This is a genomic window from Mycobacterium sp. (genome assembly GCF_039583785.1).
In the GTDB taxonomy this organism is placed as follows: Bacteria; Actinomycetota; Actinomycetes; order Mycobacteriales; family Mycobacteriaceae; genus Mycobacterium.
Window position 1 is genome coordinate 1 of the sequence record NZ_JAVKSG010000002.1, and the last position, 25,643, is coordinate 25,643.

Here is a 25,643-nt window from a genome sequence, read left to right on the forward strand (position 1 = left end):
GCCAACCGCTCAGGTGTGGTGAGCACATCGAACGTCAGGTCCACGGCGCGTTTGTAATCGGCCTCGAGCGCGTCGAGGACCTCGACCACCTCTTCCCGACTACTAGAACGCATGTTCGAATTGTAACGACACGGTCCGACACCCCGCACCCCGCTGAACGCCAACGGTGGACAAAGGCAGAACTGTGGATAAAACAGGCCATTTCAGACCGGCATGCCGGAGAACATCACCCGGCCAGGGTCGTACTTCTGCCGAACGGCATCCAGCCGCGGCAGATTCGGGCCGAAGTACCGCGACGCCGGCTGGTACGCCTCGAGGTAATTGACATACCCGCCAACCGAATACGGCTGCACGGCTCGGTGGGCGGCAGCAAGCCAGTCGCGAGCACCTGAGACATCGGACGTCTCGACATACCACTGCACCAACGACGATTGCCGGCGCCACGGGAAGGCGGTTGCTCCCACCGGCACATCGGCGAGGGCACCGTCGAGCGCATGCATGATCGCCAGCATGCGACCCGCACCGCGCGGAAACGCGTCGACTGCCGCGGCGATACCCTGCGCCACAGCCGGCGTAATGGTCGCGAAAACGTCTGAGCCACCGACGTATCCGAGCGGCGCGGGGTTGAGGTTGTTGACCGCGAGGTAATTGGTCAGGTCCAGATAGTTGAACGTGTGGCTCTCGGTGCCGCTCGGTTGAATGCCGACGGCCGACGTGATGGCCGACGCCACACCGGCCCCCGATCCGGCCGGGCTGGTCGCCAGGATGCGGCAGTGCATGCCCATCGGGTCGACGGCGGCATCCGCCAGCGCCCAGCAACTCCGGTCGGCGGTCCGCAGCCAGTTCTGCCAGCCCACCAGCACCTGAACGAACGATTGCGGCGGGAAGTCGAGGTTCACCACGTCCACCTCACCGGCCGGGAACGTCGCGAACGTCAGTGAGGTGGTCACGCCGAAGTTTCCGCCCCCGCCGCCGCGCAATCCCCAGAACAGGTCGGGCTGGGAATTCGCCGACGCGGTGACCGCTTGGCCGCCGGGCAGCACCACCGTGGCCGATCGCAGTGCGTCGGACATCAGCCCGGCGTGCCGGGAATGCGCACCCAGCCCACCGCCCAGGGCGTGGCCCGCAACGCCGACCGACGGGCAGGTACCGGTCGGAATGCCCCGGCCTGCCGCCGCCAACACCTGGTGCATTGCATACAGACTCGTCGCGGGCGGCACGGTGATCAGCCCGGTGGCAGGGTCGTATTCGACGCCGCCGGGCAGTTGCCGCAGATCGAGCACCATCGTGCCGTTAGCGGTCGACGCGCCGACATAGGAATGCCCGCCGCCGCGCGGAGCGACCTTGAGGTTGTTCGTGGCAGCGAACGCCATTGCCTTCTGCACATCGTCTGCCGAGATCGGGACCACGACCGCCGCCGGCGTCAAACCGTTGTAGTTGGTGTTGAAAACCGCTTTGGCCGGACCGAATTGCGGAGCATCCGGCTGGATTACCGGCCCGCCGATAGCCAATCCCTCCCATCCGGAGGCAACGGGCGCACCGCCGGCACGGCCCGAACCGATAAAGGCGCCGGCCGCCAACGCCACTGCGCCGCCGCGCAGAAACGTCTGACGTGAGATCTCACCCGTCATACCCGAATTGTCATGCACGCGAACCCCAGACACGCCGCGACAGCACGCGCATACCCGAGTGTCGCCCCAAATGTGCGTGAACCTTTACCGCGCCGTGTTCTGGACGTGACTGGGGTAGAGCACAGTTCGTGGCCATGGGGATGCCGTTGCTCAGCAACCAGCCGTTGATGGTGCGCGCGCTGGTGGGCGTCGGGTGTCTGATCAGCGTGGCCACCGCATTCTCGATACCCGGTGGGGCAGATCCCAGCGACGACAACTTCATCGACGCGCTCAGCCACGCCGGAATCGAGTACGGCGAACCGGGCAACGCGATGGCGGTGGGTCAGTCCATCTGCCCGATGCTCGCCCAACCGGGCGGCAGTTTCGCCGCCGCCGCGTCGGGTGTTGCGCATCGCGGCATGTCGCCGCAGGCGGCCCGGCTGTTCACCACTATCGCGATCCGGACCTACTGCCCCGAGCAGATGGCAAATCTCTTGGGCGGCAACGGCGTAACGACCAGTGGCATAACGAGAGGGCCCGGCGTCTAACGCGTTCCCAGCGGGTCGATCGTCCAGGCGATGTAGACCATCGCTGCCGCGACCGACGCCATCGTGGTGAAGTCAATTGCCTTGGTACGCACCACCAATAGGCCTGCGCGATCTTCGGTGAGCACCAAACGCAGCACAGCGGCCACGCCGACCCCGATCCCGATCAACAGCGCGCCGCGACGCCAGAAGTTGGCCGCTGCCAAGCTGAACGCGACCACAAAGATCAGGACCACCCACAGAAAAGGCCATTGCGGTCGCAGTCGGCGCATGGTCAGCGGCTCTCGGCCAACTCGACGACGTTGGTCAGCAGGAACGCACGCGTCAACGGACCCACACCACCGGGATTGGGCGATACGTGGCCGGCGACCTCCCAGACGTCGGGATGCACGTCGCCGGTGAGTTTTCCGTCGACCCGGCTCACGCCGACGTCGATCACTGCGGCGCCGGGACGCACCATGTCCGGGGTCAGCATGTGCGGCACACCGACTCCGGCAACGATGATGTCGGCCTGCTTCGTCAGCGCACCGAGATCGTGAGTTCCGGTGTGGCACAACGTCACCGTCGCATTCTCGGAGCGGCGGGTCAGCAGCAGTCCGAGCGGTCGGCCGACCGTCACACCACGGCCGATCACCACGACATGGGCGCCCGCGATCTCGACGTCGAAGCGCCGCAGCAGATGCACGATGCCGCGCGGGGTACACGGGAGCGGGGCGGGGTCCATGAGTACCAACCGGCCCAAATTGGTCGGATGCAGGCCGTCGGCGTCCTTGGCGGGATCGACGCGTGCCAAAGCCGCGTTCTCGTCCAACCGGCCCCGGGGCAGCGGCAACTGGACGATGTAGCCGGTGCACTCCGGGTTGGCGTTGAGTTCGTCGATGGTCTCGTTGAGCTCGGCCTGGGTGATGTCGGCTGGCAGGTCGCGGCGCAGGGAGGTGATTCCCACCTTGGCGCAGTCGGCGTGCTTGCCGCGGACGTAGGCCTGCGACCCCGGATCCTCGCCTACCAGGACAGTGCCCAGCCCGGGCGTCTTGCCCGCCGCTGTCAGCGCGGCCACCCGTTCCGTCAGGGCGACGAAGATCTCGTCACGTGTGATTTTGCCGTCCAACGTGATTGCAGCCACGTCGTTCAGTCTGGCATGCCCGCCGATGCCGACCCGGTACCGATCGACGGCGACCCGCTGCGTTCGGCTCCGCCGCCCTTGCGATCACCGTAAGGCCGATCGACGGCGACCCGCTGCGTTCGGCTCCGCCGCCCTTGCGATCACCGTAAGCTCCCGACCATGTCCGAAGCCCCGGACGTGCTGGCACCGGCCAAACTCGGACCCATCACGCTGCGCAATCGCACCATCAAATCCGCGACCTTCGAAGCCCGCACACCCGGCGCGCTGGTCAGCGACGACCTCATCGAGTATCACCGATTGCCGGCCGCCGGCGGGGTTGGCATGACCACGGTGGCCTACTGCGCGGTGTCGCAAGGCGGCCGCACCGAGGGCAACGGCATCTGGATGCGTCCGGAAGCCGTGCCCGGCTTCCGGCGGCTGACCGAGGCGATTCACGCTGAGGGCGCGGCGGTCAGCGCCCAGATCGGGCACGCGGGCCCGGTCGCCAACGCCCGCTCGAACAAGGCCACCGCGCTGGCGCCGGTGCGGTTCTTCAACCCGATCGGCATGCGGTTCGCCAGGAAGGCCAGCCGCGCGGACATCGACGACGTGATCGCCGCGCATGCCGACGCCGCAAAACTGGCCGTGGACGCCGGATTCGATGCCGTCGAAGTGCATTTGGGCCACAACTATTTGGCGAGTTCGTTTCTCAGCCCGTTGATCAACCGCCGCACCGACGAGTTCGGCGGATCGCTGGAGAACCGGGCCCAAGTGGCCCGCGGTATGGTGCTGGCCGTCAAGCGGGCTGTCAAAGACCAGATCGCGGTGATCGCCAAGCTAAACATGTCCGACGGCGTGCGCGGCGGTATTTCCGTCGAGGAGGCGCTCACCACAGCCAAGTGGTTGCAGGCCGACGGCGGCTTGGACGCGATCGAACTCACCGCAGGCAGTTCGCTGGTCAACCCGATGTTCCTGTTCCGCGGCGACGCTCCGCGCAAGGAATTCGCCGGCGCGTTCAAGCCACCGCTGCGCTGGGGCATGCGGATGACCGGTAACAAGTTTCTGCGCGAATACCCCTACCGCGAGGCCTATCTGCTTCGCGAAGCCAAGCAATTCCGCGCCGAGCTGACGATGCCGCTGATTCTGCTGGGCGGCATCACCAACCGCGAGACGATGGATTTGGCCATGGCGGAAGGCTTCCAGTTCGTCGCGATGGGTCGGGCGCTGCTGGCCGAGCCGGACTTGATCAACCGGATCGGCCGCGACGGCGCCGGCGTGCGTTCCGCGTGCACGCACTGCAACCGCTGCATGCCGACGGTCTACACCCGCACCCGCTGCGTGGTGACCGGATCACCTGACAACGTGTCAATCAGCAGGGATTGAACGCCCAGCCGATAAGATCGGTGCAGTGAGCCATCCAGCTAATGTGGGGGCGATGAGTCACGTCTCCCCGCCCGCGCTGACAGTCCGCTACGACGGATCTCAACGCACCTTCGCCGCAGGTCACGACATTGTGATCGGCCGTGATCTGCGCGCCGACATGCGCATCACACATCCGCTGATATCCCGGGCACACCTGCTGCTGCGCTTCGAGCAGGGCCGCTGGCGGGCCATCGACAACGGCTCGCTGAACGGTACCTACGCCAACGGGCACCGGGTGCCGGTGATTGACCTGCAAGACGGCCAAACGATCAGCATCGGCAATCCCGACGGTCCCCAGCTGAGATTCGAAATCGGCCGCCACGACGGTGTCGCCGGCCGGCCGCCGCAGACGACGTCGATGCGGATCGCCAGCCCACCGACGCCCGCAGGTCCGGCGCACGCACCGCAACCGCTGCCCACATCGCAACCCCTGCACGCACCGCAACCCCTGCACGCACCGCAACCGATGCCGCGCCAGCAGCCCGGGCTGAGGCCTCCGGGTCCCCCTCCCCCGCCGGGCCCGCGGCGGCCCTACTCGGCGCCACCGCAGCCGGCCTACCAACCCAGCGCTTCGCAGCGGCCGCCGACGTATCCGCCGAGCGCGCCCCATCACGCGCCGCCCCCGCCGCCGCTACACCGGCAACCGCCGCCCCCGCCGCCGAACTACGCGCCGAAGACCGAGATGGGTCCGACAGCGCTCAGCAAACCGCCCGAAGTCGGCAACCTGGCCACCAAGATGATCCAGGCGATCATGCCCGGGTCGCAGACACCGGACAAGCCCCTAGGCTCGGCAACGATCGGTCGCGCCAACGACAACGACATCGTGATCCAGGACGTGCTGGCGTCGCGCCACCACGCATTCCTGGTCGATTCGCCGCTCGGCACCGAAATCCGGGACGCCAACAGCATCAACGGCACCTTCGTCAACGGCGTGCGGGTCGGCTCGGCGGTGCTCACCGAGGGCGACGTGGTCACGATCGGCAACATCGACCTCGTCTTGACCAATGGCACCCTGGTCCGCCGCACCGAAGCCGCGACACGCAGCGGTGGCCTGGAAGTCAACGGGGTGCACTTCCGGATCGACGGCAAGGAACTGATCGACGGCATCTCGCTGACGGCCCGGCCGGGCACGCTGACCGCGATCATCGGCGGGTCCGGCGCGGGCAAGACCACGCTGTCGCGGTTGATCGCCGGATACACCAAGCCAAGCGCCGGAACGGTCACGTTCGAAGGTCACAACATCCACACCGAGTACGCGACCATGCGCAGCCGGATCGGGATGGTGCCCCAGGACGACGTGGTGCACCGCCAGCTGACGGTGAACCAGGCGCTGGGCTACGCCGCCGAGCTGCGGCTGCCGCCGGACACCAGCAAAGAGGAACGCGCACAGGTCGTCGCACAGGTGCTCGAGGAGCTCGAACTCACCAAGCACGCCGACACCCGCGTCGACAAGCTCTCCGGCGGTCAGCGCAAACGCGCGTCGGTTGCGCTGGAACTGCTGACCCAGCCGTCGCTGCTGCTGCTCGACGAGCCGACCTCCGGCCTGGACCCGGCGCTGGACCGTCAGGTGATGCTGATGCTGCGCCAGCTCGCCGACGCCGGCCGGGTGGTGATGGTGGTCACGCACTCGGTGTCGTACCTGGACGTCTGCGACCAGATTCTGCTGGTGGCCCCTGGCGGCAAGATGGCCTTCAACGGGCCCCCCAGCCAGGTGGGCGAAGCATTGGGTACCACCAACTGGGCGGACATCTTCGCCAACGTCGGCGCCGATCCCGACGAAGCGAACCGCCGCTTCATCGAACGCGACGGCAGCAGGCGGGAGTCCAAGCCACCGATTTCGCAAACACCTGCCGACCTCGGTGAACCTGTGCACACCGACCTGCGGCGCCAGTTCTCCACGATCGCGCGTCGCCAGATTCGGCTGGTCATCTCCGACCGCGGCTACTCCATATTCTTGGCGGTGCTGCCGTTCCTGATCGGTGCGCTGTCGCTGACCGTGAAAGGGCCGAAACCTGGTCTGGGTCCGGCCAACCCGCTCGGACTGGCGCCCACCCAGCCGCAGTACATCATGGTGCTGCTCAATATCGGGGCCGTGTTCATGGGCACGGCGCTGACCATCCGTGACTTGATCGGCGAGAGACCGATCTTCAAGCGAGAACAGGCGGTCGGTCTTTCTACCACCGCCTATCTGCTGGCGAAAGTCGCCGTGTTCTGCGCGTTCGCGACTGTCCAGGCGGCGATCGCGACCATCATCGTCAGATTCGGCAAGGGCGCGCCCACCGCGCACCCGCCCTTCTTCGACGACTCGACGTTTTCGCTGTTCGTCACCGTCGCCGGCACCTGCGTGGCCTCGGCCATTCTCGGCCTGATGCTCTCGGCGATCGCACAGTCCAACGAGCAGATCATGCCGCTGCTGGTGGTGTCGATCATGTCGCAGCTGGTGCTCGCTGGAGGGATGATCCCGGTGACCGGCCGGGCGGGACTCAACCAGCTGTCCTGGCTGACGCCCGGCCGTTGGGGTTACGCCGCGGGGGCGTCGTCGATCGATTTCCCGGGTTTGGTGAAGGTCAAGCAGATCCCGACGAACGACCCGATCTGGCAGTACTCGAAACACATCTATCTTCTCGACATGGGCATGCTCGCGGCGCTGTCGTTGTTCTACGCCGGCTACGTCCGGTGGACCATCAGGCTCAAGCGCTAGCACCGTCCAGCCGCAAGCCGTGGGCCGCGCGAAGGGCCAGCGCCTGCTCGACGGCGATGCGTGCTCGCGTCAACAACGCTCGCAATCAGTCCAATCCACTACGCGGTGGGCGACAAACTCGCCAGCGCATATTCGCTGACCGCGATCAAGGCATCGGTCGCCGACCTGCGGTCGCGGGCATCGACGTTGATCACCGGGACGTGCGCCGGCAGCGTCAGGGCCTTACGCACCTCGGCAGCGGGATACCTTGGCATGCCGTCGAATTCGTTGACCGCGATCAGGAACGGCAGGTTGCGATGCTCGAAGAAGTCGACGGCGGCGAAGCAGTCTTGCAAACGCCGGCAGTCCACCAGGATCACCGCACCGATCGCGCCGCGCACCAGGTCATCCCACATGAACCAGAATCGGCGCTGCCCGGGCGTCCCGAACAGGTAGAGCACCAGATCCTCATCGAGGGTGATCCGGCCGAAATCCATGGCGACCGTGGTGGTCCGCTTGTCCGGGGTGGCGTCCACCATGTCGACGCCGGCAGAGGCGTCGGTGACCATCGCCTCGGTGCGCAGCGGCATGATCTCCGATACCGCGCCGACGAATGTTGTCTTGCCCGCGCCGAATCCACCGGCGATGACGATCTTGGTTGACGCGTTGTCGCGCGACCTATGCGAAGGGGCGACCCCCGAATCAGAGCGCTCGTAGGCCACGGAGCGTCCTTCCTATCAATTCGCGGCGTTCATCGACGGTGGAGCGTTCGGTCAACGTCCGGTTAACTCGAAGGTAGCCCGAAGTCACCAAATCGCCGACCAACACGCGCGTGACACCGAGCGGCAAATTGAGCCGAGCCGATATTTCGGCCACCGACGGGCTCTTGACGCACAGATCCACAATCCTGCCCCGTACGTCGCCCCGCGGCCACCGGTGGAACATCGCCGATTGGAGCGACTGCACCGGCGCTTCCAGCGGGATGTCGATGTTGGCCTTCGTCCGGCCCGCGGTCAGGGTGTACGGCCGGACCAGACTCACCTCAGGTGGCGGCGGCTCAGACCCCGTTGGCTCGCGGATGTCCATGGCAGCTCACGAGTGCGAGGCGCTCGGTGACGATGCGGGCCGTCCAGCGGGAGCCGAATAATCCGACCCAGCGCGTCGGGTCGATTGCACGACGTTGCCCACCCGTTCGACGAGGACGGCCATCTCGTATCCGATCTGCCCGATGTCGCACGACGTCGCCGCCAGCGTTGCCAGATGTGACCCGTCACCGACCTGCATCAGCAGCAGGTAGCCGTTCTGCATCTCCACGACCGACTGCAGCACCTGACCCCCCTCGAACAGCTGAGCGGCACCGTTGGCCAGGCTGGCCAGACCCGACGAGACCGCGGCGAGCTGGTCGGCCCGCTCCTTCGGCAGACGCTCGCTGGCCGCGATCAGCAGCCCGTCGACGGACACCAGGATGGCGTGCGACACCCCGCGGACTTCGCGGACGAAGTTCGACACCAGCCAGTCCAGGGAATTGTCGGAGGGCGCGGGTTGGCTCGGCTGCACGGGTGGGAAGCCAGAGGTCATTTAAGATCCTTGGTCGTTGTCGCGGGCATGCGAGCGTCCGGCGCGGACGCCGCCGAAATGGCTGCTCATCGAGGCGCGTACCGCCTCCGGGTCGCGCAGCGGAGCTTGATGCGCGGGAGTGCGGGTTCCGCCGTTGATGGTCCCGTTGTCGTCGGCGCGGTGGTGTGCGTTGCCCTTGCGCTCGCCACCGCCGGGCACCAGTCGTGCGCCGGGATCGCGCACCGGCAGGCCCTGTTCGGTGTGCGTCTGCACGGGCGTGTTCTCCACTTCGGCGGCAGCTGACCAGCCATGATCCCACACCGACTGCCAGTCCAGATCGGGGCTCTGCGCCAACTCGCGGGGGTCGACCAGCCACTCGGAGAGCATCTGCTTGTAGATCAGGTCGTCGTCGGGGGAATCGCCGGACGGCGCCGCGTCGGCCACCCAGACGTCGTCGACTTCGCGCTGCGCGGCAGGCTCGGTTTCGGACCGCCTCAGGTTCGCCCGGCTGAGTCGGGCCCGCGAGCCGAAGAACGACGAGGTATTCGAAACCGGCTGTGCCACTGGCTGTTCCGGGGAAGGCTCGGTGGCCCCTTCGGCAGTGCCCGACGGCTCGGGGTGCTGCGCTGGCGCGGCCGGGACGCCGGTGATACCGCTACTGCCGGGCCTGCGCCGAGGCAGCAGGCTGATCGACGACTCGGTCGAGTGCAAGCCGTGTCGCTGCGAACTGTCCTCGGACTCCGAGGGGAACTCGGGCGCGACGACCAGCGGCTCGGGCGGCGCCGGGAAGGCCGCTGCTGCGACGGGCCCGGTTTCGTGCGGCGCCGCCGGCGCACCGTCGGCGCTGGCCAGCACGGTCGACGGCAGATACACCTCCGCGGTCGTGCCCGACCGCGCCTCCTCGAGTGACGAGCCGCGCAGCCGAACCCGGATCGCGTGCCGATCGGCCAGCCGACCGACCACGAAGAGACCCATGTGCCGGGCGCTGTCGGGGCTGACCTCTCCCCCGGACCGCAGGCGCATGTTGGCGATCCGGCGGTCGCCGTCGGTCATGCCCAGCCCGACGTCGACGATCTGCAGCAGCACCGCGCCGTCGCTGCGGAATTCGGCCGAGACCCGCACCGGCGACGCCGGCGGCGAGTAGCGCAGCGCGTTGTCGATCAACTCCGCAAGCAGGTGGACGATGTCGCCGGAGGCGCCGCCGGCAATTGTGCAATCGGGCACCATCGACGTCTCGACCCGGCGATAGTCTTCGACCTCGGACGCGGCCGCACCGATGATCGACGACAACGGCACGGCCGTGCGCTGATCTCCGCGCGAGCTCTGCGAGCCGGCCAGTACCAGCAGGTTCGCGCCGTTGCGGCGCATCCGGGTGGCCAGGTGGTCGAGACGGAACAGGCTGTCGAGACGCTCGGGATCTTCTTCGTTGCGCTCGAGGCGGTCGATCAGCGAGAGCTGCTGGTCGACCAGCGACCGGTTGCGCCGCGACATCGTCTCGAACATGTCGTTGACCAGATGCCGCAATCGCGCTTCGTCACCCGCCAAAAGCAATGCCTGCGTGTGCAATTCGTCGACTGCGTGCGCGACCTGGCCAATTTCCTCGGTGGTGTACACCGGCAACGGCTCGGGCGGCGATTCGTCACCGGCCCGCACCCGGGTGATCTCACGCTCGAGGTCGACGTGGGCAACCTTCAACGCGCCGTCGCGCAGCACCCGCAGCGGCGCGACCAGCGAGCGCGCGACCAGCAACACGATCACGAGTGCTGCGACGATGGCGGACAGCACCAGCGCGGTGTCGCGGATCGCGGCGTTGCGACGGTTGTGGGCCTGGTTCTCGACGGCTTTGGTCAACTTCTCGGTGTTGTCCTTGACGATCTGCGCGGCGATCCCGTCGGTGGTCTGCACCGAGTGCAGCAACGCCGGGTTGTTCACCAGCTTCTGCGCCGGATCGGACATCAGGCCCATCCGGATCACCATCTGCTGCTGCAGCATCTTGGCCTGCGGGGAGCCGACACCCAGCACTTCGGCCATGCCGAACAGGGTGGACGGCTCGGTACCGGCCAGGGTGATCATCGACGTCCGCAGCTCGGGCTCGGGCAGGTCGGCGCCGCCAGCAATCAGCATCTGCTGCATCACCATCTGGCCGCGGGCCCCGATCGCCCGGCTGAGGCCCTGCGCCTGGGCCCGGATCTGCTCGCTGTCAACGCGCACCGATCCGTCGATCGCATTCTCGGCGGTCAACAAGATGGGCGCGTAGGTCGTCACTCGGGGACGCAGGCCGAGGGTGTTCGACTCGACGTTGTCCAGTAACGACTGTCCGCCGTCGAGCATGGCCTCGACGCCGGCGGCCACATCGGGCGCAACGTTGGTGCCGTGCAACCGGGCTTCGAGCGCACTTTTACGGGCGTCGTAGTTCTTCTTCGCGCCGTTCGCGTCGCCTCCGGTCGAGTTGGCCAGCAATGCGACGTCGAGCGCCGACATGTATTTGGTAATGGCCGGAACCATTTCGGCACGGTCGGCCGCCAACCGGAGCCGATGCGCGTCGCTGAGCGCACCAGCAATGCGAAATCCGCCGAACACCATTGCCAGCACGAGTGGCAGCGCCACAATGGCGACGATTTTCCACCGGACCGGCCAATTTCGCAGCGACCACGATGCCGGCCGCTTCGTCGATGCCGACTCGACTCTGTTGCTCTCTGCGGGTTCGTTTTTCGACGACGAGATCGCCCACTTGGAGCGGGCAAACATGGTCACCGGACCAGAGCGGTGTTAGCGTCCGCTCCGCTGAATCCCAGTGTTAGCGCGTCGTTCATGAGACTTCCTGCTAATTGCGCTCACCCCGAGCGACGGGCCAGCGTTATCCGCCTGGCAATTTAGCGAGTATGCCAGGCTGTGGCGGCAGTGACCACAACTCTTACTGAACAGACAGAGTTCACCGACGCGCTTCAGACTCTGCAGTGGAAGGCCGGGCAACCAATCCGAAAAGCCTCCCGCACGCCGACGACGGCGGGTATCGGGTGATGGGGCCTGACTCTTGCCCGGTTACCGTGTGTTGTGTTCCGGTTGCTGTTCTACTCACCTCGAATCCCACCGAACACGGGCAATGCAATCCGGACGGCGGCCGCCACCGGAACAGAACTTCACCTCGTTGAGCCGTTGGGATTCGACCTCTCGGAGCCCAACCTGCGTCGGGCCGGGCTGGACTATCACGACCTCGCGTCGGTCACGGTCCATCCGTCACTGGACGAGGCGTGGGCGACGATCGCGCCGCATCGGGTGTTTGCATTCAGCGCCCACGCGACGCATGTGTTCACCGACGTCAGCTATCAGGCCGGCGACGTGCTGATGTTCGGCCCCGAGCCCACCGGGCTGGATGCGGCGACACTGGCCGATCCGCACATCACCGAGCGAGTGCGCATCCCCATGCTGGCTGGGCGGCGGTCGCTGAACCTGGCCAACGCGGCCGCGGTTGCGGTGTATGAGGCGTGGCGGCAGCAGAACTTCGCCGGCGCGGCGACGATGTGACAGCACCGGCCCCGTCGCGGTCCGGGTGCCGGTCGTTGGGTGATCTACCAGGTGTTCCAGTGCGTGAGCTGCTCGGCGGGCAATCGCTTGGCGGGCTTGAACTCGGTGCCCTTGGTGTAGGCGATCGGGAACAGGCCACCCTGGCTGTACTTCTCGTAGGGGATGCCGACTATCTCGGCCACCTTGTCTTCGCCGCCACGAATGAGGTGCAGCGTGGTCCAGCAGGTGCCCAGCCCGCGCGAGCGCAGCGCCAGGCAGTAGCTCCATACCGCCGGGAACAGTGACGCCCAGAACGACACCCCGCCAAGAGGCTGGGTGTCTTCGCGTCCTTCGATGCACGGGATCATCAGCACCGGCGCTTCATGCATGTGCTCGGCGAGGTAGCTCGCGGAATCCCTGACCGCGCCCATCCGCTCACCTCGGGCGTCGCCGTCGCCGTATTCGGGCGTCGGCGACTTCAGGTAGCCGCGGGCGTTGTCCAGGTAGATCTCTGCGATCGCCTTCTTCTTCTCCTCGTCCTCGACGAAAACCCATTGCCAGCCTTGGGAATTGGACCCGGTGGGCGCCTGCAGCGCCAAGTCGAGGCATTCCATCAGGACTTCGTGCGACACCGGCTTGTCGAAGTCGAGGCGCTTACGGACCGAACGGGTGGTGGTGAGGAGTTCGTCGACAGAAAGGTCAAGGGTCATGGTGCGAGACTACTCACCGGAAGTCGCGGGACTTCGATCCGATCTCGCACGTGAGCTCGCCGAACCGCTCGGCCATGACGGTGACTGCGCCACTGGCATTTTGAACCTGGCCGCGGATCAGCAGCGCCGACGCCGACTGGGCCAGCTTGCGGTGACGTGCCCACACTCCCGGTGTGCAGAGCACGTTGACCATCCCGGTCTCGTCCTCGAGGTTGATGAACGTCACCCCTCGCGCCGTCCCGGGCCGTTGCCGGTGGGTGACCGCCCCGGCCACCAGCACCCGGTCGCCGTCGGGCACCGACAGCAGGTCTGCGGCGGGTATCACGCCCATCGCGTCGAGATCCGACCGCAGGAACTGGGTCGGGTAGCTGTCCGGCGAGATGCCGGTGGCCCACACGTCGGCCGCGGCCAACTCCACCTCGCTCATCCCGGGTAGCGACGGCACATGCGACGAAGAGCCCACCCCCGGCAGGCGATCAGGCCGACCCGTGGCGGCCGCGCCGGCCGCCCACAGCGCCTCGCGCCGCGACATCTCAAAGCAGCCCAACGCTCCCGCGGTGGCCAGCGCCTCGGTCTGCGGCACGGACAACTGGACCCGGCTCGTCATGTCCAGCAGAGAACTGAAGGGGCCGTGCGCTTTTCGCTCCTCGAGCAGCTTCTCGGCCAGGTTTTCGCCGATATGACGCACGTCACCCAGACCCAACCGCACCTCGGTTCCGGCGTTCTCCAGCGTGGCATGCACCACACTGGCGGCCGCGCATGGACCGTGCACCGTCACGCCGTGCCGGCGGGCGTCGGCCACCAGCGACTGCGGTGAATAGAAGCCCATCGGCTGGGCCCGCAGCAGCGCCGCACAGAACGCCGCGGGGTGATGCAGCTTGAACCACGACGAATAGAAGACCAACGCCGCGAAGCTCAACGAATGGCTCTCCGGGAAGCCGAAATTGGCGAATGCTTCCAGCTTTTCGTAGACCCGGTCGATCACCTCGTCAGCGGCGCCGTGCAGGTTCCGCATGCCGTCGTAAAACCGGCCGCGCAACCGCTGCATGCGTTCGGTCGACCGCTTGGATCCCATGGCGCGGCGCAGTTGGTCGGCCTCGGCGCCGGTAAAGCCGGCGCAGTCCACCGCGATCTGCATCAGCTGCTCCTGAAACAGTGGCACTCCCAACGTCTTCCGCAATGCCGGTTCCATCGACGGGTGGTCGTAGACGACCGGGTCGAGGCCGTTGCGCCGCCGGATGTACGGGTGCACCGATCCGCCCTGAATGGGGCCCGGACGGATCAACGCCACCTCGACCACCAGGTCGTAGAACACTCTCGGCTTCAGCCGCGGCAACGTGGCCATCTGCGCGCGCGACTCCACCTGGAACACGCCGACGGAGTCGGCGCGCTGCAACATCTCGTAGACCGCCGGCTCGGACAGGTCCAGCGTGGCCAGGTCGACCTTGATGCCTTTGTGCTCGTCCACCAGGTCGATGGCGTAGTGCAGCGCCGAGAGCATACCCAGACCGAGCAGGTCAAACTTCACCAAACCGATTGCCGCGCAATCGTCTTTGTCCCACTGCAGCACGCTGCGGTTTTCCATGCGGGCCCATTCGACCGGGCAGACGTCGGCGATCGGCCGGTCACAGATCACCATGCCGCCGGAATGGATGCCCATGTGCCGGGGCAGGTTCTGGATCTGGTCGGCAAGGTCGATCACCCGCTCGGGGATACCGTCGATGTCCGACGGGCGGCCACTCCAATGGCTGATCTGTTTGCTCCAGGCGTCCTGTTGTCCTTGCGAGAATCCCAGGGCGCGAGCCATGTCGCGCACCGCGATACGGCTGCGATAGGTGATCACGTTGGCCACCTGAGCGGCGTAGTCGCGGCCGTATTTGTCGTAGACGTACTGGATGACCTGCTCACGCAGATCCGACTCGATGTCGATGTCGATGTCGGGCGGGCCGTCGCGGACCGGCGACAGAAAACGCTCGAACAGTAACTCGTTGGCCACTGGGTCGACCGCGGTGACGCCGAGCGCGTAGCAGACTGCCGAGTTGGCCGCCGATCCCCTGCCCTGGCACAGGATGTTGTTCTCCCGGCAGAACCGGGTGATGTCGTAGACCACCAGGAAATAACCCGGAAACTTCAGTTGTGCAATGATTTCCAGCTCGTGCTCGATCTGGGTATACGCCTGGCGCGCCTGCGAGCGCGGGCCGTACCGACGCTGCGCCCCGGCCATCGTCAGCTCACGCAGCCAGCTGTCTTCGGTGTGACCGGACGGTACATCTGGGAACGGCGGCAACTGCGGGGCGATCAGCGCCAGGCCGAAGGCGCACTGCTCGCCGAGTTCGGCAGCGGCGGTGACCGCGTCGGGGTGCTGGGCGAACAGCCGGGCCATCTCCGCACCGGAGCGCAGATGCGAGCCGCCCAGCGGGGCCAGCCAGCCGGCGGCCTCGTCCAGCGATTGCCTGGCCCGTATCGCGCCCATCGCCATCGCCAGCTGGCGCCGCGCCGGTGCCGCGAAATGCGCGCCAGTAGTTGCAATGCTGGTGAGTCCGAATCGCTCTGCCAACAAAGCCATTTCGGCGTTGACGTCGTCGTCGACCGGGCAACCGTGGTGGGTCAGCTCGACGCTGACTCGCCTCCGACCGAACCGATCCACCAGGTCGGCCAGTGCCACCGAGGCCGCGTCCGGTCCGCCGGCGGACAATGCGGAGCGGACGTGGCCTTTGCGGCAACCGGTCAAGATGTGCCAGTGGCCGTCCGCCGCCTCGGTGAGCGCGTCGTAGTCGAAGCGCAGCTTGCCCTTCTCGCCGCCGGCCAGATGCGCCGCGGCCAGCTGCCGCGACAGCCGGCGATAGCCTTCTGGCCCGCGAGCCAGCACCAGCAGATGCGGGCCGGCCGGATCGGGGTCGTCGGTTCGGGCACCCGACCCCAACGACAGCTCGGCACCGAACACCGTGCGCATGTCCAACTCCACAGCCGCTTCGGCAAAGCGCACCGCGCCGTAGAGCCCGTTGTGGTCGGTCAGCGCGATGGCCCGCAGCCCCAGCCGCACCGCCTCTTCGACCAATTCCTCCGGCGCGCTGGCCCCGTCGAGAAAGCTGTACGCGGAATGCGCGTGCAACTCGGCGTACGGGACGGATGAGCGATTCGGGCGGTCTTCGTCCGGCGGCTGGTAGGCCATTCGCCTGGGCGATCGGGGCGCCTCGTCCGCCGGAGTCCACACGGTCGGCGTGCCGGCACGGCGTGGCTTGCCGGAGAGCACCCGCTCCATCTCCGACCAGCCCGGCGGTCCGTTGTTCCAACCCACCGAGTCAGCGTATCGAATATATGTTCGAATGACTAGCGGCGGGTGTGCTGTCACGGTCGCCGAAGTCGATGTGCGTCCGGCATCGCCAATTCGATTGATTATCAGAGACTCTCAGAAACAACGGTGATCGTTCGCCACCCACCCAACGCGCTGCGGCAATCCAACTGCGTTGCCAGACAACCGACCCCAGTTGTTTACACAAATTAATCTCGTCGCCACCTCTGACCAATGGTCACCACCCATAATCAAACACATTCCAAGCGAGACCCCGAGAAGAAGCGGTGATGATCCGTGGAGCAACTCAACACGCTCGATGCCAGCTTCCTGATGGCCGAGGATTCGGACCGCAATGTCAGCTTGGCGATCGGCGCAATCGCCGTCATCGACGGCGCGGCACCCAACTACGAAGAATTCAAAACTGTGCTGGCAGAGCGTGTTCAGTCGATTCCTCGATGCACCCAGATGCTGCGCATCCAACTCTTCGACGCACGCGCGCCCCAGTGGGTGAAGGATCCCGCCTTCGACGTCAACCGTCACGTGCGCCGGATCGCAGTGCCGCGGCCGGGCGATGACACCGAGTTGTTCCGCGTTGTCGCCGACGTCTTGGAGCGCAGATTGGATCGCGATCGCCCGCTGTGGGAGTGCTGGGTCATCGAGGGCCTGAAGGGCAATCGGTGGGCGATCTTGATGAAGGTCCACCATTGCATGGCCGACGGGATCTCGGCGACCCGGATTCTCGCGGGCCTGTGCGATGAGTTCGACGGCGACGTCTTCGCGCGGCCCGCTGTGGCCAAGCGGGGCAAGCGGGGCAAGCGGCGCCCGCATCTGACGCCGGTGCCCGAGAACCCGCCCCGCACCAGCCCACTGGGCAGCCTCTGGCGAACCGCCACCGAAATCACCAACACGGTCACCCGTACGGTCGGCGGCGCGACCGAAATCGCCACCAGCCTGATGCGCCCGACCGCTGGGTCGTCGCTGGTCGGGCCCGTGACGTCGATGCGCCGTTACCGTGCGGTCCGCGTACCGCTCGCCGACGTCGAGCACGTCTGCCACAAGTTCGACGTCACCGTCAACGACGTCGCGCTGGCTGCAATCACCGAGGGCTTTCGCTCCGTTCTGCTGCACCGCGGCGAGCAACCCCGACCGGACTCGTTACGCACCCTGGTTCCGGTGTCGGTGCGCTCCCCCGACACGGCCGACCAGCCGGGCAACAAAATCTCGATGCTGTTGCCCTACCTGCCAGTCGACCAGGACGATCCGCTCCAGCAATTGCGCACGGTGCACAGCCGGATGACCCGGACCAAGCAGGGCGGGCAGCGCCAGGCCGGCAACATGGCGGTATCGGTGACCGGTTACGTCCCATTCATGTTGTCCTCGTGGCTGATTCGACTGCTCACCCGTCTGCCTCAGCGTGGCATCGTGACGCTGGCTACCAATGTCCCGGGTCCGCACCGTCGGCTGGAGATGATGGGCCGCACAGTCAGTCGGCTGCTGCCGATCCCGCCGATCGCGTTGCAGCTGCGCACCGGAGTCGCGGTGCTGAGTTACGCCGACGACCTGGTGTTCGGTATCACCGCAGACTACGACACGGGAGCCGACATCGGCGAACTGGCCGACGGCATCAAAATCGCGGTCGCACGCCTGGACCTGCTCACCCAAGACTCGATCTTGCTGTTCGACAAGAAAACCGTCTGACGCTCACCGACTAACCTGACTATCGGCACCGCGACGACGGGGCGGGAAGGCAGGGCGGGCAATGTCGGTCACCATCGACCCACGCCGCCTGGACGCCGTGCTGTTTGACGGTGAGCCCAACGCCGCGTTCCTGGCGAGACTGCGCGACGCCGGTGTGCGCGTCGCGCGATCGCAGGCCGCTGCGCTTGCCGCGTCGGCCGACAGACTTGAGGTGCGAGCGGGTCGCTGCGCCGTCGTCACGTCCACCGATGAGGGCGCGTCGGTTGCGCGGGCCGCCGGATTCGCACTGGTGATCGCGACCGCTGAATTGCCTGGTGCCGACGCCGTGGTCAACGATGTCAACGACATCGGCGTTCGCACCGGGGATCGGCGGATGTCCGAACTGCTCGACGGTATGCAGGCGCTCAATGCCCTGGCTGAACCCGCGGTGTTCTACGACTTCGACGGCACACTGTCCGAGATCGTCAACGACCCCGATTCCGCGCGGCTGGTCGACGGCGCGGCCGATGCGCTGACATCGCTGAGCGCCCGATGCCCGGTGGCGATCTTGAGCGGTCGCGACCTGGCCGACGTGCGGGATCGGATCGGCCTGCCCGGCCTGTGGTACGCGGGCAGTCATGGATTCGAGCTGACCGGTCCCGACGGCGAGCACCACGAGAACGCGGAGGCCGCGGCGAGCGTCCCGCTGCTGGCGGAAGCCGCCGCCGAGCTGGCCGACCAGCTCGGCGATATTCCGGGTGTGATGGTGGAGCACAAGCGATTCGGCGTGGCTGTGCACTATCGCAACGCGGCACGTGACCGCGTCGGCGAGGTGGCTGCGGCGGTGCGCAGCGCCGGGCAGCGAACCGCCCTGCGCGTGACGACCGGCCGCGAAGTCATCGAGCTACGTCCAGATGTCGACTGGGACAAGGGGAAAACGTTGCGCTGGGTGCTCGACCACATCCGCGACAACGAAGGCGGCGGCCCGCGACTACCGATCTATCTCGGCGACGACATCACCGACGAGGATGCCTTCGACGCGGTAGCCGACGACGGTATCGCAATCCTGGTGCGACACCGCGACGACGGGGACCGCGCCACCGCTGCCCGCTATGCGCTGGACGACCCCGACCGGGTCCGGGAATTCACCGAGCGGCTCGCCCGCCGGCTCGCGGATTGATCACAAAACCGCTTGCGACTGAATGGTTTTAGCCGCCAACTTGCCGTTGTCGCCGCGGATCTCCGTTTCGACCACGATGACACGCCGTCCGACGTGCAGCGGACGGCTGTGCGCCTTGACGGTGCCGGCGCGGATGGCAGCCATGAAGTTGGTCTTGGATTCGATGGTGGTGGTGCCGGCGGTGCCCTCGGGGAGATTCAGGAATGCGCACACCGCGCCGGACGAGTCCGCCAGTGCCATCACGATCCCGCCGTGCAATATGTCGTTGCCGGTGGTCAAACCACGCACCCAATCCAGGCTCAGCACAACCACTTCGGGGCCTGCGGCATCGGTGGGCTCGGCGCGTTCGGTCGGGCCGCCCGGACAGCCCGACAACCTGACAGGTAACGGGCGGCAGTCAAAGTCACCCAGCGACATCAGCCGTCTTCGTCGTCGTCTTTGCCGGTGTCGAGTTCGAGTGTCGCCCAATGACTCGGCGAGACGAAGACCGTCCAGTCCCCGTGGTCGCGACCCAGCTTGACGACACCACTGTCGACTTCCCAGGTGGTGCTGTCGTCGTAGTCGGTGGCCTGCCCGTCGCTGTAGGTGAGTTTGAATGCCATGCCCGAGACTGCCACGTTGAGGGCGCGGCTAAACCTCGGTGTACTCCACGGCACCGTCCTCGAGCACCAGCCGGGCATTGCTGCCGTCCTCGGGGCCGGAGGCGCCAGAAGCTAGGGTGCGGAACACCGCCTTGCCGGGTTCGGTGCGCCAGATCAGCGTGGTCAGCGTTTCGCCGGGAAACACCGGTTTGGTGAATCGCGCGTCGATGGCGGTGATGGCGTGGGCGTCCCCGCTGCCGAGTTCGGCGATCAGCGCGCGACCGGCGAACCCGTAGGTGCACAGGCCGTGCATGATCGGCTCCGGGAAGCCGGCCAACTCCTTGGCGAACCACGGGTCGCTGTGCAACGGATTGCGATCGCCGGAGAGCCGGTAGATCAGCGGTTGGTCTTTGCGGGTGGGCAGCGCGACCCGGGCATCGGGCTCGCGGTCGGGGATCTCCGGCGCGACGGGGCGCTCGCCCGGCTGTCCTCCGACGCCACCCTCGCCGCGGATCACCAGCGTGGTCTGCGTTTCGGCGACCAGTGCCCCGGTGTCGGGGTCGCTGCCGCGACCGCGCAACATGATGATCGCGTTCTTGCCTTCGCCCTTGTCTTGAATGTCGGCCACCTCGGTGACCACCGACAGCTTCCCCGCGGGCGGCAGCGGCGCGTGCAGCCGGATGCCCTGCGAACCGTGCAGCAGCATTGCCCAGTTGAACGATCCAACCTTGCCGGCCGCACCGAACGCCGGACAGCAGATCACCGCGTAGGTCGGCAGCACCTGCTGGTCGATGCCGTGGCTGTTCTCGGTGGTGAACTTCAGGTCGTCGAGACCGGCGCCCACACCGAGGGCGTAGAGCAAGGTGTCGCGGTCGGTCCACTCGAACAACATGGGTTCGGTGGTCGCGCCGACGGCATTCGGGTCGATCGCCATGCGGGTCTCCTTTTCGGTCAGGTTCGGAGGGCCATTCCATCACTCGGCCATTTGGCTGATTTATCGGGCCAACCCTGGCAAACGCCCCACGTCGAGGGCCTCGGCAAGGCAGGCTGTGGCTATGCGCAAACGCACCCGCACCGTCATCTGGAAGGCCGCTGCCGTCCTCGCCGCCGTTGTCACCGTCAGCGCCTGCTCGGGATCACCGCATGTACGCAGCATCACCCTGACCTTCATCCGGCATGCCCAGTCGCAGAGCAACGCCGAGCACGTCATCAACACCGACATCCCAGGCCCCGACTTGACCGAGGAGGGGCAGGGCCAAGCCCAGCAGCTCGCCCACCAGTTGTCCCGCAACAACTTCGACGGCGTCTACGCCTCCAATATGCTCCGAGCCCAGCAGACCGCGGCGCCGTTGGCCCGCGCGCTGGGTAAGCACGTCGAAATTTTGCCCGGACTGCGGGAAATCAACGCGGGTTGGTACAACGACACCCCGGCGAAGCGCGCGGACCTGACGTATCTGCTCGCGCCAGCCGGTTGGCTGAATGGCGATCTGCAAGAAGCCATCCCCGGGTCAATTAGCGGTCAGGAGTTCAACGAGCAGTTCAGCGCGGCGGTGCAGAAGATCTACGACAGCGGTAACAGCAAGCCGGTGGCTTTCTCGCATGGCGAGTCGATCATGTACTGGACGCTGATGAATGTGAAGAACCCCAAGGACAGCCTGGCGACCAAACATCCGCTGCCCGATCTGGGCCGCGTGGTGATCACCGGTAGCCCCACGATGGGCTGGACGTTGCTCGACTGGGACGGGATCAAAGACTTCAGCTATTGACCTGAACAGGTCGTCCCCGACAGTACGGTACTGGACAGTACTGTCATTATTTCCCTATGGTTAGCAGCTGTGGCCGGGACAGTTCAGCGTGGCGCAGCACCTTCACCCTGGTCGCCGCGCGAAACCGAGTTGCTCGATGTCACGCTGCACTTGTTGCAGGAGCACGGCTACGACCGCCTGACCCTGGACGCTGTGGCCGCCCGCGCACGGGCCAGCAAGGCCACCGTGTACCGGCGCTGGCCCTCGAAGGCCGAGCTGGTGTTGGCGGCTTTTATCGAGGGCGTCCGCCAGATCGCGGTGCATCCGCAGACCGGCACGCTGCGCGGCGATCTGCTGCGCCTGGGGCACCTGATCAGCCGGCAAACCCACGAACAGGCCGGCGTCATCCGCGCCGTGCTCGTCGAGGTGTCGCATCAGCCCGCGCTACGGGACGCCCTGCAGTTGCAGTTTCTCGACCAGCGCAAGGCCCTGATGCAGGACGTCCTGCGCGACGCCGCACTGCGCGGTGAGATCGACGCCGCTGCCATCAGCGACGAGCTCTGGGACCTGCTGCCGGGCTATCTGATCTTCCGGTCGATCATGCCGAACCGACCACCCACCGAGCAGACGGTGGAAGCCCTGGTCGACGACGTCGTCATCCCGAGCCTGACCCGAAAGGTGAATGGATGAAACGCTTCTCGGTGACCGGTCTGGTGAGACGGCGGTGGATGATCCTGGTCGCCGTCGTGGTGGTGTCGCTCGCCGGGTTCGGCGTCTACCGACTGCACGGCGCGTCCGGCTCGCACAACAGCGCGTCGCACGCCAGCGGAATCTCGAACGAGATCATTCCCTTCAGCCCCAAACACGTTGTCTATGAGGTTTTCGGCGCGCCGGGCGCAACCGCAACCATCAACTACCAAGACGTCCACGCCGCACCACAACGCGTCGACAACGCGCCGCTGCCGTGGTCCTACACCATCACGACCACCGATCCCGCGGTCATCGCCAACCTGGTTGCGCAAGGCAACGGCCCCACGTTGGGCTGCCGCATCATCGTCAACGGCGTCGTCAAAGACGAAAGGACCGTCAACGAAATGAGCGCCTACACCTTCTGCCTGGACAAGTCAGGATGAGCGATCACAGCGATCGGCAGCCCACCACCGCGCACACCGTCCGTCGGCTGGCCGTGCCGATCCTGTTGTTCTGGATCGCGTTGGCCGCGATACCGAATATCTTTGTGCCGCAACTAGAAGAGGTCGGCAGGCTGCACAACGTCGGCCTCAGCTCCCCCGAGGCACCGTCGTATCAGGCGTTCAAACACATCGGCAAAGTGTTCCACGAATTCGACACCGACAGTTCGGCGATGATCGTCCTGGAAGGCGACCAGCCGCTTGGCGCCGAAGCCCACAAGTTCTATGACGCGTTGATCCACAAACTGGAGCAGGACACCAAGCACGTCCAGCACATCCAGGACTTCTGGGGCGACACGCTGACGGCGGCGGGCTCGCAGAGCAGTGACGGCAAGGCGGCATACGTCCAGCTATTCCTGGCCGGAAGCCAGGGCGAGGCAGAAGCCAACGAGTCCGTCGATGCTGTCCGCGACATCGTCGATCATGTGCAGCTGCCGAAGGGCGTCAAGGCCTATGTCACCGGCGCGGCGCCGCTGATCGCCGATCAGTTCACCGAGGGCAGCAAAGGCTCGAACAAGGTCACCGCCCTGACCGTCGCGGTGATCGCGGTGATGCTGTTTTTTGTCTACCGATCGTTCGTCACCACGGTTTTGGTCCTCGCGACGGTCCTCGTCGAGATGGCCGCGGCGCGCGGATTCGTCGCCTTCTTGGGCAATGCCGGAATCCTGGGGCTGTCGACATACGCGACGAATCTGCTGACGTTGCTGGTGATCGCGGCGGGAACGGACTACGCGATCTTTTTCGTCGGCCGTTATCAAGAGGCCCGCTCCGCCGGCGAAGAGCGAGAAGCCGCCTACTACAGCATGTATCGCGGAACCGCACATGTCGTCTTGGGCTCGGGCCTGACCGTCGCCAGCGCGGTCGCGTGCCTCAGTTTCACCCGGCTGCCCTACTTTCAGAGTTTGGGCTTGCCCGCGGCGATCGGGATCCTGATCGCGCTGGCAGCCTCGCTCACCCTGGGCCCGGCCGTGCTGGTCGTCGCCGGCCATTTCGGTCTGTTCGACCCCAAGCGCGTGCTGCAGACCCGCGGCTGGCGGCGCATCGGCACCGCCATCGTCCGCTGGCCCGGGCCAATCCTGGTGGTATCCATCGCAATTGCTCTCATCGGCCTGCTCGCCCTGCCCGGCTACAAGACCAGCTACGACACCCGGCCCTATCTGCCGGCCACCGCCGCGGCCAACGTCGGATACACCGCCGCGGAGCGGCACTTCTCCCGTTCCCGGTTGGAGCCCGAGCTGTTGATGATCGAGGCCGACCACGACTTGCGTAATCCGGCCGACATGCTGGTCCTGGACAAGGTGGCCAAAGGCGTTGTGCACATACCCGGTATCGCCCAGGTGCAGTCCATCACCCGGCCATTGGGGGCCCCGCTGGACCACAGTTCGATCGCTTTCCAGATCAGCCAGCAGAGCGTCGGACAGGTGCAGAATCTGAAGTACCAGATGGATCGCGCGCGCGACTTGTTAAGGCAGTCGGACGAACTGACGAAGACGATTGGCATCCTGCGGCAGCAATATGTCCTGCAACAGCAACTCGCCGGCGCCACCCATGACGAGACCAAGAAATTTCACGAAACCCTGGCGATCATTTCCGAGGTACGAGACAGGCTGGCGAACTTCGACGACTTCTTCCGGCCGCTGCACAGTTACTTCTACTGGGAAAAGCACTGCTATGACATTCCGGTGTGCTTCGCCCTGCGCAACACTTTCGAAACGCTGGACAGCATCGACCAGCTCACCGAGAAATTCAAAGACCTCACCGCCAGCCTGGACCAGCTCGATGCGATCCAGCCGCGGCTGGTGGGGCTGATCCCGCCCCAGATCGCCAGCCAAGAGATCAACCAGGAGCTGGTGCTGAAGAACTTCGCCACCAATTCCGGCATCGCCGCGCAGTCGAGCGTCGCCAACGACAATCCGGCCGCACTCGGGCAGGCGTTCGACAAGGCCAAAAACGACGATTTGTTCTACCTGCCGCCAGAAGTCTTCACCAACGCCGATTTCCAGCGGGGGCTGAAACTGTTCTTGTCGCCGGATGGCAAAGCGGCGCGGATGATCATCACCCACGAAGGCGACCCGGCAGAGCCCGCCGCCATCTCCCACGTCGAGCCGATCAAGCAAGCCGCGCACGAGGCGGTGAAGAACACGCCGTTGGCGGGCGCGAGCTTCTATCTCGGCGGGACGGCCTCGACCTACCATGACATCCAAGACATGGCGAGTTACGACATATTGATTGTCGCCGTCGCCTCGCTGAGCCTGATCTTGTTGATCATGATGATCATCACCCGAAGCCTGGTCGCCGCGATCGTGATCGTCGGCACCGTGGCATTGTCGCTGGGCGCCTCGTTCGGTCTTTCGGTTCTGCTGTGGCAGTACCTCCTGGGTATCGAATTGTATTGGGTGGTACTCCCTTTGGCGGTCATCCTGCTACTGGCGGTGGGATCCGACTACAACCTGCTGCTGATCTCACGGTTCAAGGAAGAGATCCCCGCGGGGCTCAAGACCGGCATCATCCGGGCCATGGCCGGCTCCGGTTCGGTGGTGACCGCCGCCGGTCTGGTCTTCGCGGTGACGATGTGCGGGTTCGTCTTCAGCGGCCTGCAGACGCTCGGTCAGATCGGCACCACGATCGGTCTGGGACTGTTGTTCGACACCCTGATCGTCCGGTCGTTCATGACCCCGTCGATCGCGACGCTGCTCGGCCGGTGGTTCTGGTGGCCGCTGCGGGTGCGCCCGCGTCCGGCCAGTTCGATGCTGCGCCCCTACGGCCCGCGCCCCGCGGTTCGCCAGCTGCTGCTGTGGGACGACCCAGATGAAAAAGACTCGGTGGCGCCGTCCCGCTGACCGGT

Annotated in this window: 22 protein-coding genes and 1 pseudogene; 11 read left to right on the forward strand and 12 right to left on the reverse strand. The window is 66.1% G+C overall.

All coding sequences use genetic code 11. From position 1 onward, the window contains the following. Nucleotides 1-203 precede the first annotated feature (203 nt). The gene (locus ABDV69_RS01555; protein WP_343571595.1) at nt 204-1,631 is read right to left on the reverse strand and encodes an FAD-binding oxidoreductase; all 1,428 of its coding nucleotides are present in this window, start codon (nt 1,629-1,631) and stop codon (nt 204-206) included. A gap of 140 nt (nt 1,632-1,771) precedes the next feature. Between ABDV69_RS01555 and ABDV69_RS01560 the strand changes: the two are divergent. Further along, nucleotides 1,772-2,155: pseudogene (locus ABDV69_RS01560) on the forward strand (DUF732 domain-containing protein); the annotation flags it as partial. On the opposite strand, the gene ABDV69_RS01565 reads toward ABDV69_RS01560, so the two are convergent. Together ABDV69_RS01565 and ABDV69_RS01570 are read right to left on the reverse strand one after the other, a co-directional pair. Beyond that, nucleotides 2,155-2,427, reverse strand: a complete 273-nt coding sequence (locus ABDV69_RS01565; protein WP_343571596.1) for a DUF3017 domain-containing protein — start codon at nt 2,425-2,427, stop codon at nt 2,155-2,157. The pseudogene ABDV69_RS01560 and the gene ABDV69_RS01565 overlap by 1 nt on opposite strands. A gap of 2 nt (nt 2,428-2,429) precedes the next feature. Further along, complete coding sequence (locus ABDV69_RS01570; RefSeq protein ID WP_343571597.1) at nt 2,430-3,278, reverse strand: bifunctional methylenetetrahydrofolate dehydrogenase/methenyltetrahydrofolate cyclohydrolase; 849 nt, start codon at nt 3,276-3,278, stop codon at nt 2,430-2,432. 159 nt (nt 3,279-3,437) lie between these two features. On the opposite strand from ABDV69_RS01570, the gene ABDV69_RS01575 reads away from it, so the two are divergent. Next, nucleotides 3,438-4,640, forward strand: a complete 1,203-nt coding sequence (locus ABDV69_RS01575) for an NADH:flavin oxidoreductase (protein ID WP_343571598.1) — start codon at nt 3,438-3,440, stop codon at nt 4,638-4,640. Between the two features lie 52 nt (nt 4,641-4,692). Further along, a complete protein-coding gene (locus ABDV69_RS01580) occupies nt 4,693-7,380 on the forward strand; it encodes an FHA domain-containing protein (RefSeq protein ID WP_343571805.1) in 2,688 nt (895 codons plus the stop codon). Nucleotides 7,381-7,478: 98 nt separating this feature from the next. On the opposite strand, the gene ABDV69_RS01585 is transcribed toward ABDV69_RS01580, so the two are convergent. The 4 genes from ABDV69_RS01585 to ABDV69_RS01600 are packed head-to-tail and all read right to left on the reverse strand — an operon-like array spanning nt 7,479 to nt 11,523. Then, entirely contained in the window at nt 7,479-8,081 is a 603-nt protein-coding gene (locus tag ABDV69_RS01585) for an ATP/GTP-binding protein (protein WP_343571599.1), read from the reverse strand. Beyond that, nucleotides 8,062-8,445 carry a DUF742 domain-containing protein gene (locus ABDV69_RS01590; RefSeq protein WP_343571600.1) on the reverse strand — a complete coding sequence of 128 codons (384 nt, stop codon included), beginning with the start codon at nt 8,443-8,445 and terminating at the stop codon, nt 8,062-8,064. The genes ABDV69_RS01585 and ABDV69_RS01590 overlap by 20 nt, the downstream gene beginning before the upstream one ends. Nucleotides 8,446-8,451: 6 nt before the next feature. After that, nucleotides 8,452-8,937 carry a roadblock/LC7 domain-containing protein gene (locus ABDV69_RS01595; RefSeq protein WP_343571601.1) on the reverse strand — a complete coding sequence of 162 codons (486 nt, stop codon included), beginning with the start codon at nt 8,935-8,937 and terminating at the stop codon, nt 8,452-8,454. Further along, nucleotides 8,938-11,523, reverse strand: a complete 2,586-nt coding sequence (locus ABDV69_RS01600) for an ATP-binding protein (protein WP_343571602.1) — start codon at nt 11,521-11,523, stop codon at nt 8,938-8,940. Nucleotide 11,524: 1 nt separating this feature from the next. On the opposite strand from ABDV69_RS01600, the gene ABDV69_RS01605 reads away from it, so the two are divergent. Together ABDV69_RS01605 and ABDV69_RS01610 are read left to right on the forward strand one after the other, a co-directional pair. After that, complete coding sequence (locus tag ABDV69_RS01605; RefSeq protein WP_343571603.1) at nt 11,525-11,689, forward strand: hypothetical protein; 165 nt, start codon at nt 11,525-11,527, stop codon at nt 11,687-11,689. A gap of 281 nt (nt 11,690-11,970) precedes the next feature. Next, nucleotides 11,971-12,441, forward strand: coding sequence for a tRNA (cytidine(34)-2'-O)-methyltransferase (locus ABDV69_RS01610; protein ID WP_343571604.1), 471 nt, complete (start codon nt 11,971-11,973; stop codon nt 12,439-12,441). A gap of 44 nt (nt 12,442-12,485) precedes the next feature. Here ABDV69_RS01610 and ABDV69_RS01615 read toward each other — a convergent pair whose 3' ends face one another. Beyond that, the gene (locus ABDV69_RS01615) at nt 12,486-13,130 is read right to left on the reverse strand and encodes a nitroreductase family protein (RefSeq protein WP_343571605.1); all 645 of its coding nucleotides are present in this window, start codon (nt 13,128-13,130) and stop codon (nt 12,486-12,488) included. A gap of 13 nt (nt 13,131-13,143) precedes the next feature. Next, entirely contained in the window at nt 13,144-16,428 is a 3,285-nt protein-coding gene (locus ABDV69_RS01620) for an error-prone DNA polymerase (protein WP_343571606.1), read from the reverse strand. A gap of 291 nt (nt 16,429-16,719) precedes the next feature. Here ABDV69_RS01620 and ABDV69_RS01625 point away from each other — a divergent pair, with 291 nt between their 5' ends. Both ABDV69_RS01625 and otsB read left to right on the forward strand, forming a co-directional pair. Then, nucleotides 16,720-18,123 carry a wax ester/triacylglycerol synthase family O-acyltransferase gene (locus ABDV69_RS01625; RefSeq protein WP_343571607.1) on the forward strand — a complete coding sequence of 468 codons (1,404 nt, stop codon included), beginning with the start codon at nt 16,720-16,722 and terminating at the stop codon, nt 18,121-18,123. 61 nt (nt 18,124-18,184) lie between these two features. Continuing rightward, nucleotides 18,185-19,282 carry a trehalose-phosphatase gene (gene otsB, locus ABDV69_RS01630; RefSeq protein ID WP_343571608.1) on the forward strand — a complete coding sequence of 366 codons (1,098 nt, stop codon included), beginning with the start codon at nt 18,185-18,187 and terminating at the stop codon, nt 19,280-19,282. On the opposite strand, the gene ABDV69_RS01635 is transcribed toward otsB, so the two are convergent. The 3 genes from ABDV69_RS01635 to ABDV69_RS01645 are packed head-to-tail and all read right to left on the reverse strand — an operon-like array spanning nt 19,283 to nt 20,797. Next, entirely contained in the window at nt 19,283-19,699 is a 417-nt protein-coding gene (locus tag ABDV69_RS01635; RefSeq protein ID WP_343571609.1) for a PaaI family thioesterase, read from the reverse strand. It abuts the gene before it with no gap. After that, on the reverse strand, nt 19,699-19,884 hold the full coding sequence (locus ABDV69_RS01640) for a hypothetical protein (protein ID WP_343571610.1): 186 nt from the start codon (nt 19,882-19,884) through the stop codon (nt 19,699-19,701). The genes ABDV69_RS01635 and ABDV69_RS01640 overlap by 1 nt, the downstream gene beginning before the upstream one ends. Nucleotides 19,885-19,912: 28 nt before the next feature. After that, entirely contained in the window at nt 19,913-20,797 is an 885-nt protein-coding gene (locus tag ABDV69_RS01645; protein WP_343571611.1) for a MaoC/PaaZ C-terminal domain-containing protein, read from the reverse strand. 121 nt (nt 20,798-20,918) lie between these two features. Here ABDV69_RS01645 and ABDV69_RS01650 point away from each other — a divergent pair, with 121 nt between their 5' ends. The 4 genes from ABDV69_RS01650 (at nt 20,919) to ABDV69_RS01665 (ending at nt 25,638) form a co-directional block, all read left to right on the forward strand. After that, nucleotides 20,919-21,629 carry a histidine phosphatase family protein gene (locus ABDV69_RS01650; RefSeq protein ID WP_343571612.1) on the forward strand — a complete coding sequence of 237 codons (711 nt, stop codon included), beginning with the start codon at nt 20,919-20,921 and terminating at the stop codon, nt 21,627-21,629. A gap of 69 nt (nt 21,630-21,698) precedes the next feature. Further along, on the forward strand, nt 21,699-22,298 hold the full coding sequence (locus ABDV69_RS01655; RefSeq protein ID WP_343571613.1) for a TetR/AcrR family transcriptional regulator: 600 nt from the start codon (nt 21,699-21,701) through the stop codon (nt 22,296-22,298). Next, the gene (locus tag ABDV69_RS01660) at nt 22,295-22,741 is read left to right on the forward strand and encodes an MmpS family transport accessory protein (protein WP_343571614.1); all 447 of its coding nucleotides are present in this window, start codon (nt 22,295-22,297) and stop codon (nt 22,739-22,741) included. Before ABDV69_RS01655 ends, ABDV69_RS01660 begins: the two co-directional genes overlap by 4 nt. Further along, nucleotides 22,738-25,638, forward strand: a complete 2,901-nt coding sequence (locus ABDV69_RS01665) for an MMPL family transporter (protein ID WP_343571615.1) — start codon at nt 22,738-22,740, stop codon at nt 25,636-25,638. The genes ABDV69_RS01660 and ABDV69_RS01665 overlap by 4 nt, the downstream gene beginning before the upstream one ends. Nucleotides 25,639-25,643 lie beyond the last annotated feature (5 nt).

Coding starts and splice junctions, on each gene's coding strand:
- ABDV69_RS01555 (WP_343571595.1), bottom strand. CDS start 1,631: ATGACGGGTGAGATCTCACGTCAGACGTTTCTGCGCGGCGGCGCAGTG.
- ABDV69_RS01565 (WP_343571596.1), bottom strand. CDS start 2,427: ATGCGCCGACTGCGACCGCAATGGCCTTTTCTGTGGGTGGTCCTGATC.
- ABDV69_RS01575 (WP_343571598.1), top strand. CDS start 3,438: ATGTCCGAAGCCCCGGACGTGCTGGCACCGGCCAAACTCGGACCCATC.
- ABDV69_RS01580 (WP_343571805.1), top strand. CDS start 4,693: ATGAGTCACGTCTCCCCGCCCGCGCTGACAGTCCGCTACGACGGATCT.
- ABDV69_RS01590 (WP_343571600.1), bottom strand. CDS start 8,445: ATGGACATCCGCGAGCCAACGGGGTCTGAGCCGCCGCCACCTGAGGTG.
- ABDV69_RS01595 (WP_343571601.1), bottom strand. CDS start 8,937: ATGACCTCTGGCTTCCCACCCGTGCAGCCGAGCCAACCCGCGCCCTCC.
- ABDV69_RS01605 (WP_343571603.1), top strand. CDS start 11,525: ATGGCGACGATTTTCCACCGGACCGGCCAATTTCGCAGCGACCACGAT.
- ABDV69_RS01615 (WP_343571605.1), bottom strand. CDS start 13,130: ATGACCCTTGACCTTTCTGTCGACGAACTCCTCACCACCACCCGTTCG.
- otsB (WP_343571608.1), top strand. CDS start 18,185: ATGTCGGTCACCATCGACCCACGCCGCCTGGACGCCGTGCTGTTTGAC.
- ABDV69_RS01635 (WP_343571609.1), bottom strand. CDS start 19,699: ATGTCGCTGGGTGACTTTGACTGCCGCCCGTTACCTGTCAGGTTGTCG.
- ABDV69_RS01640 (WP_343571610.1), bottom strand. CDS start 19,884: ATGGCATTCAAACTCACCTACAGCGACGGGCAGGCCACCGACTACGAC.
- ABDV69_RS01645 (WP_343571611.1), bottom strand. CDS start 20,797: ATGGCGATCGACCCGAATGCCGTCGGCGCGACCACCGAACCCATGTTG.
- ABDV69_RS01650 (WP_343571612.1), top strand. CDS start 20,919: ATGCGCAAACGCACCCGCACCGTCATCTGGAAGGCCGCTGCCGTCCTC.
- ABDV69_RS01660 (WP_343571614.1), top strand. CDS start 22,295: ATGAAACGCTTCTCGGTGACCGGTCTGGTGAGACGGCGGTGGATGATC.
- ABDV69_RS01665 (WP_343571615.1), top strand. CDS start 22,738: ATGAGCGATCACAGCGATCGGCAGCCCACCACCGCGCACACCGTCCGT.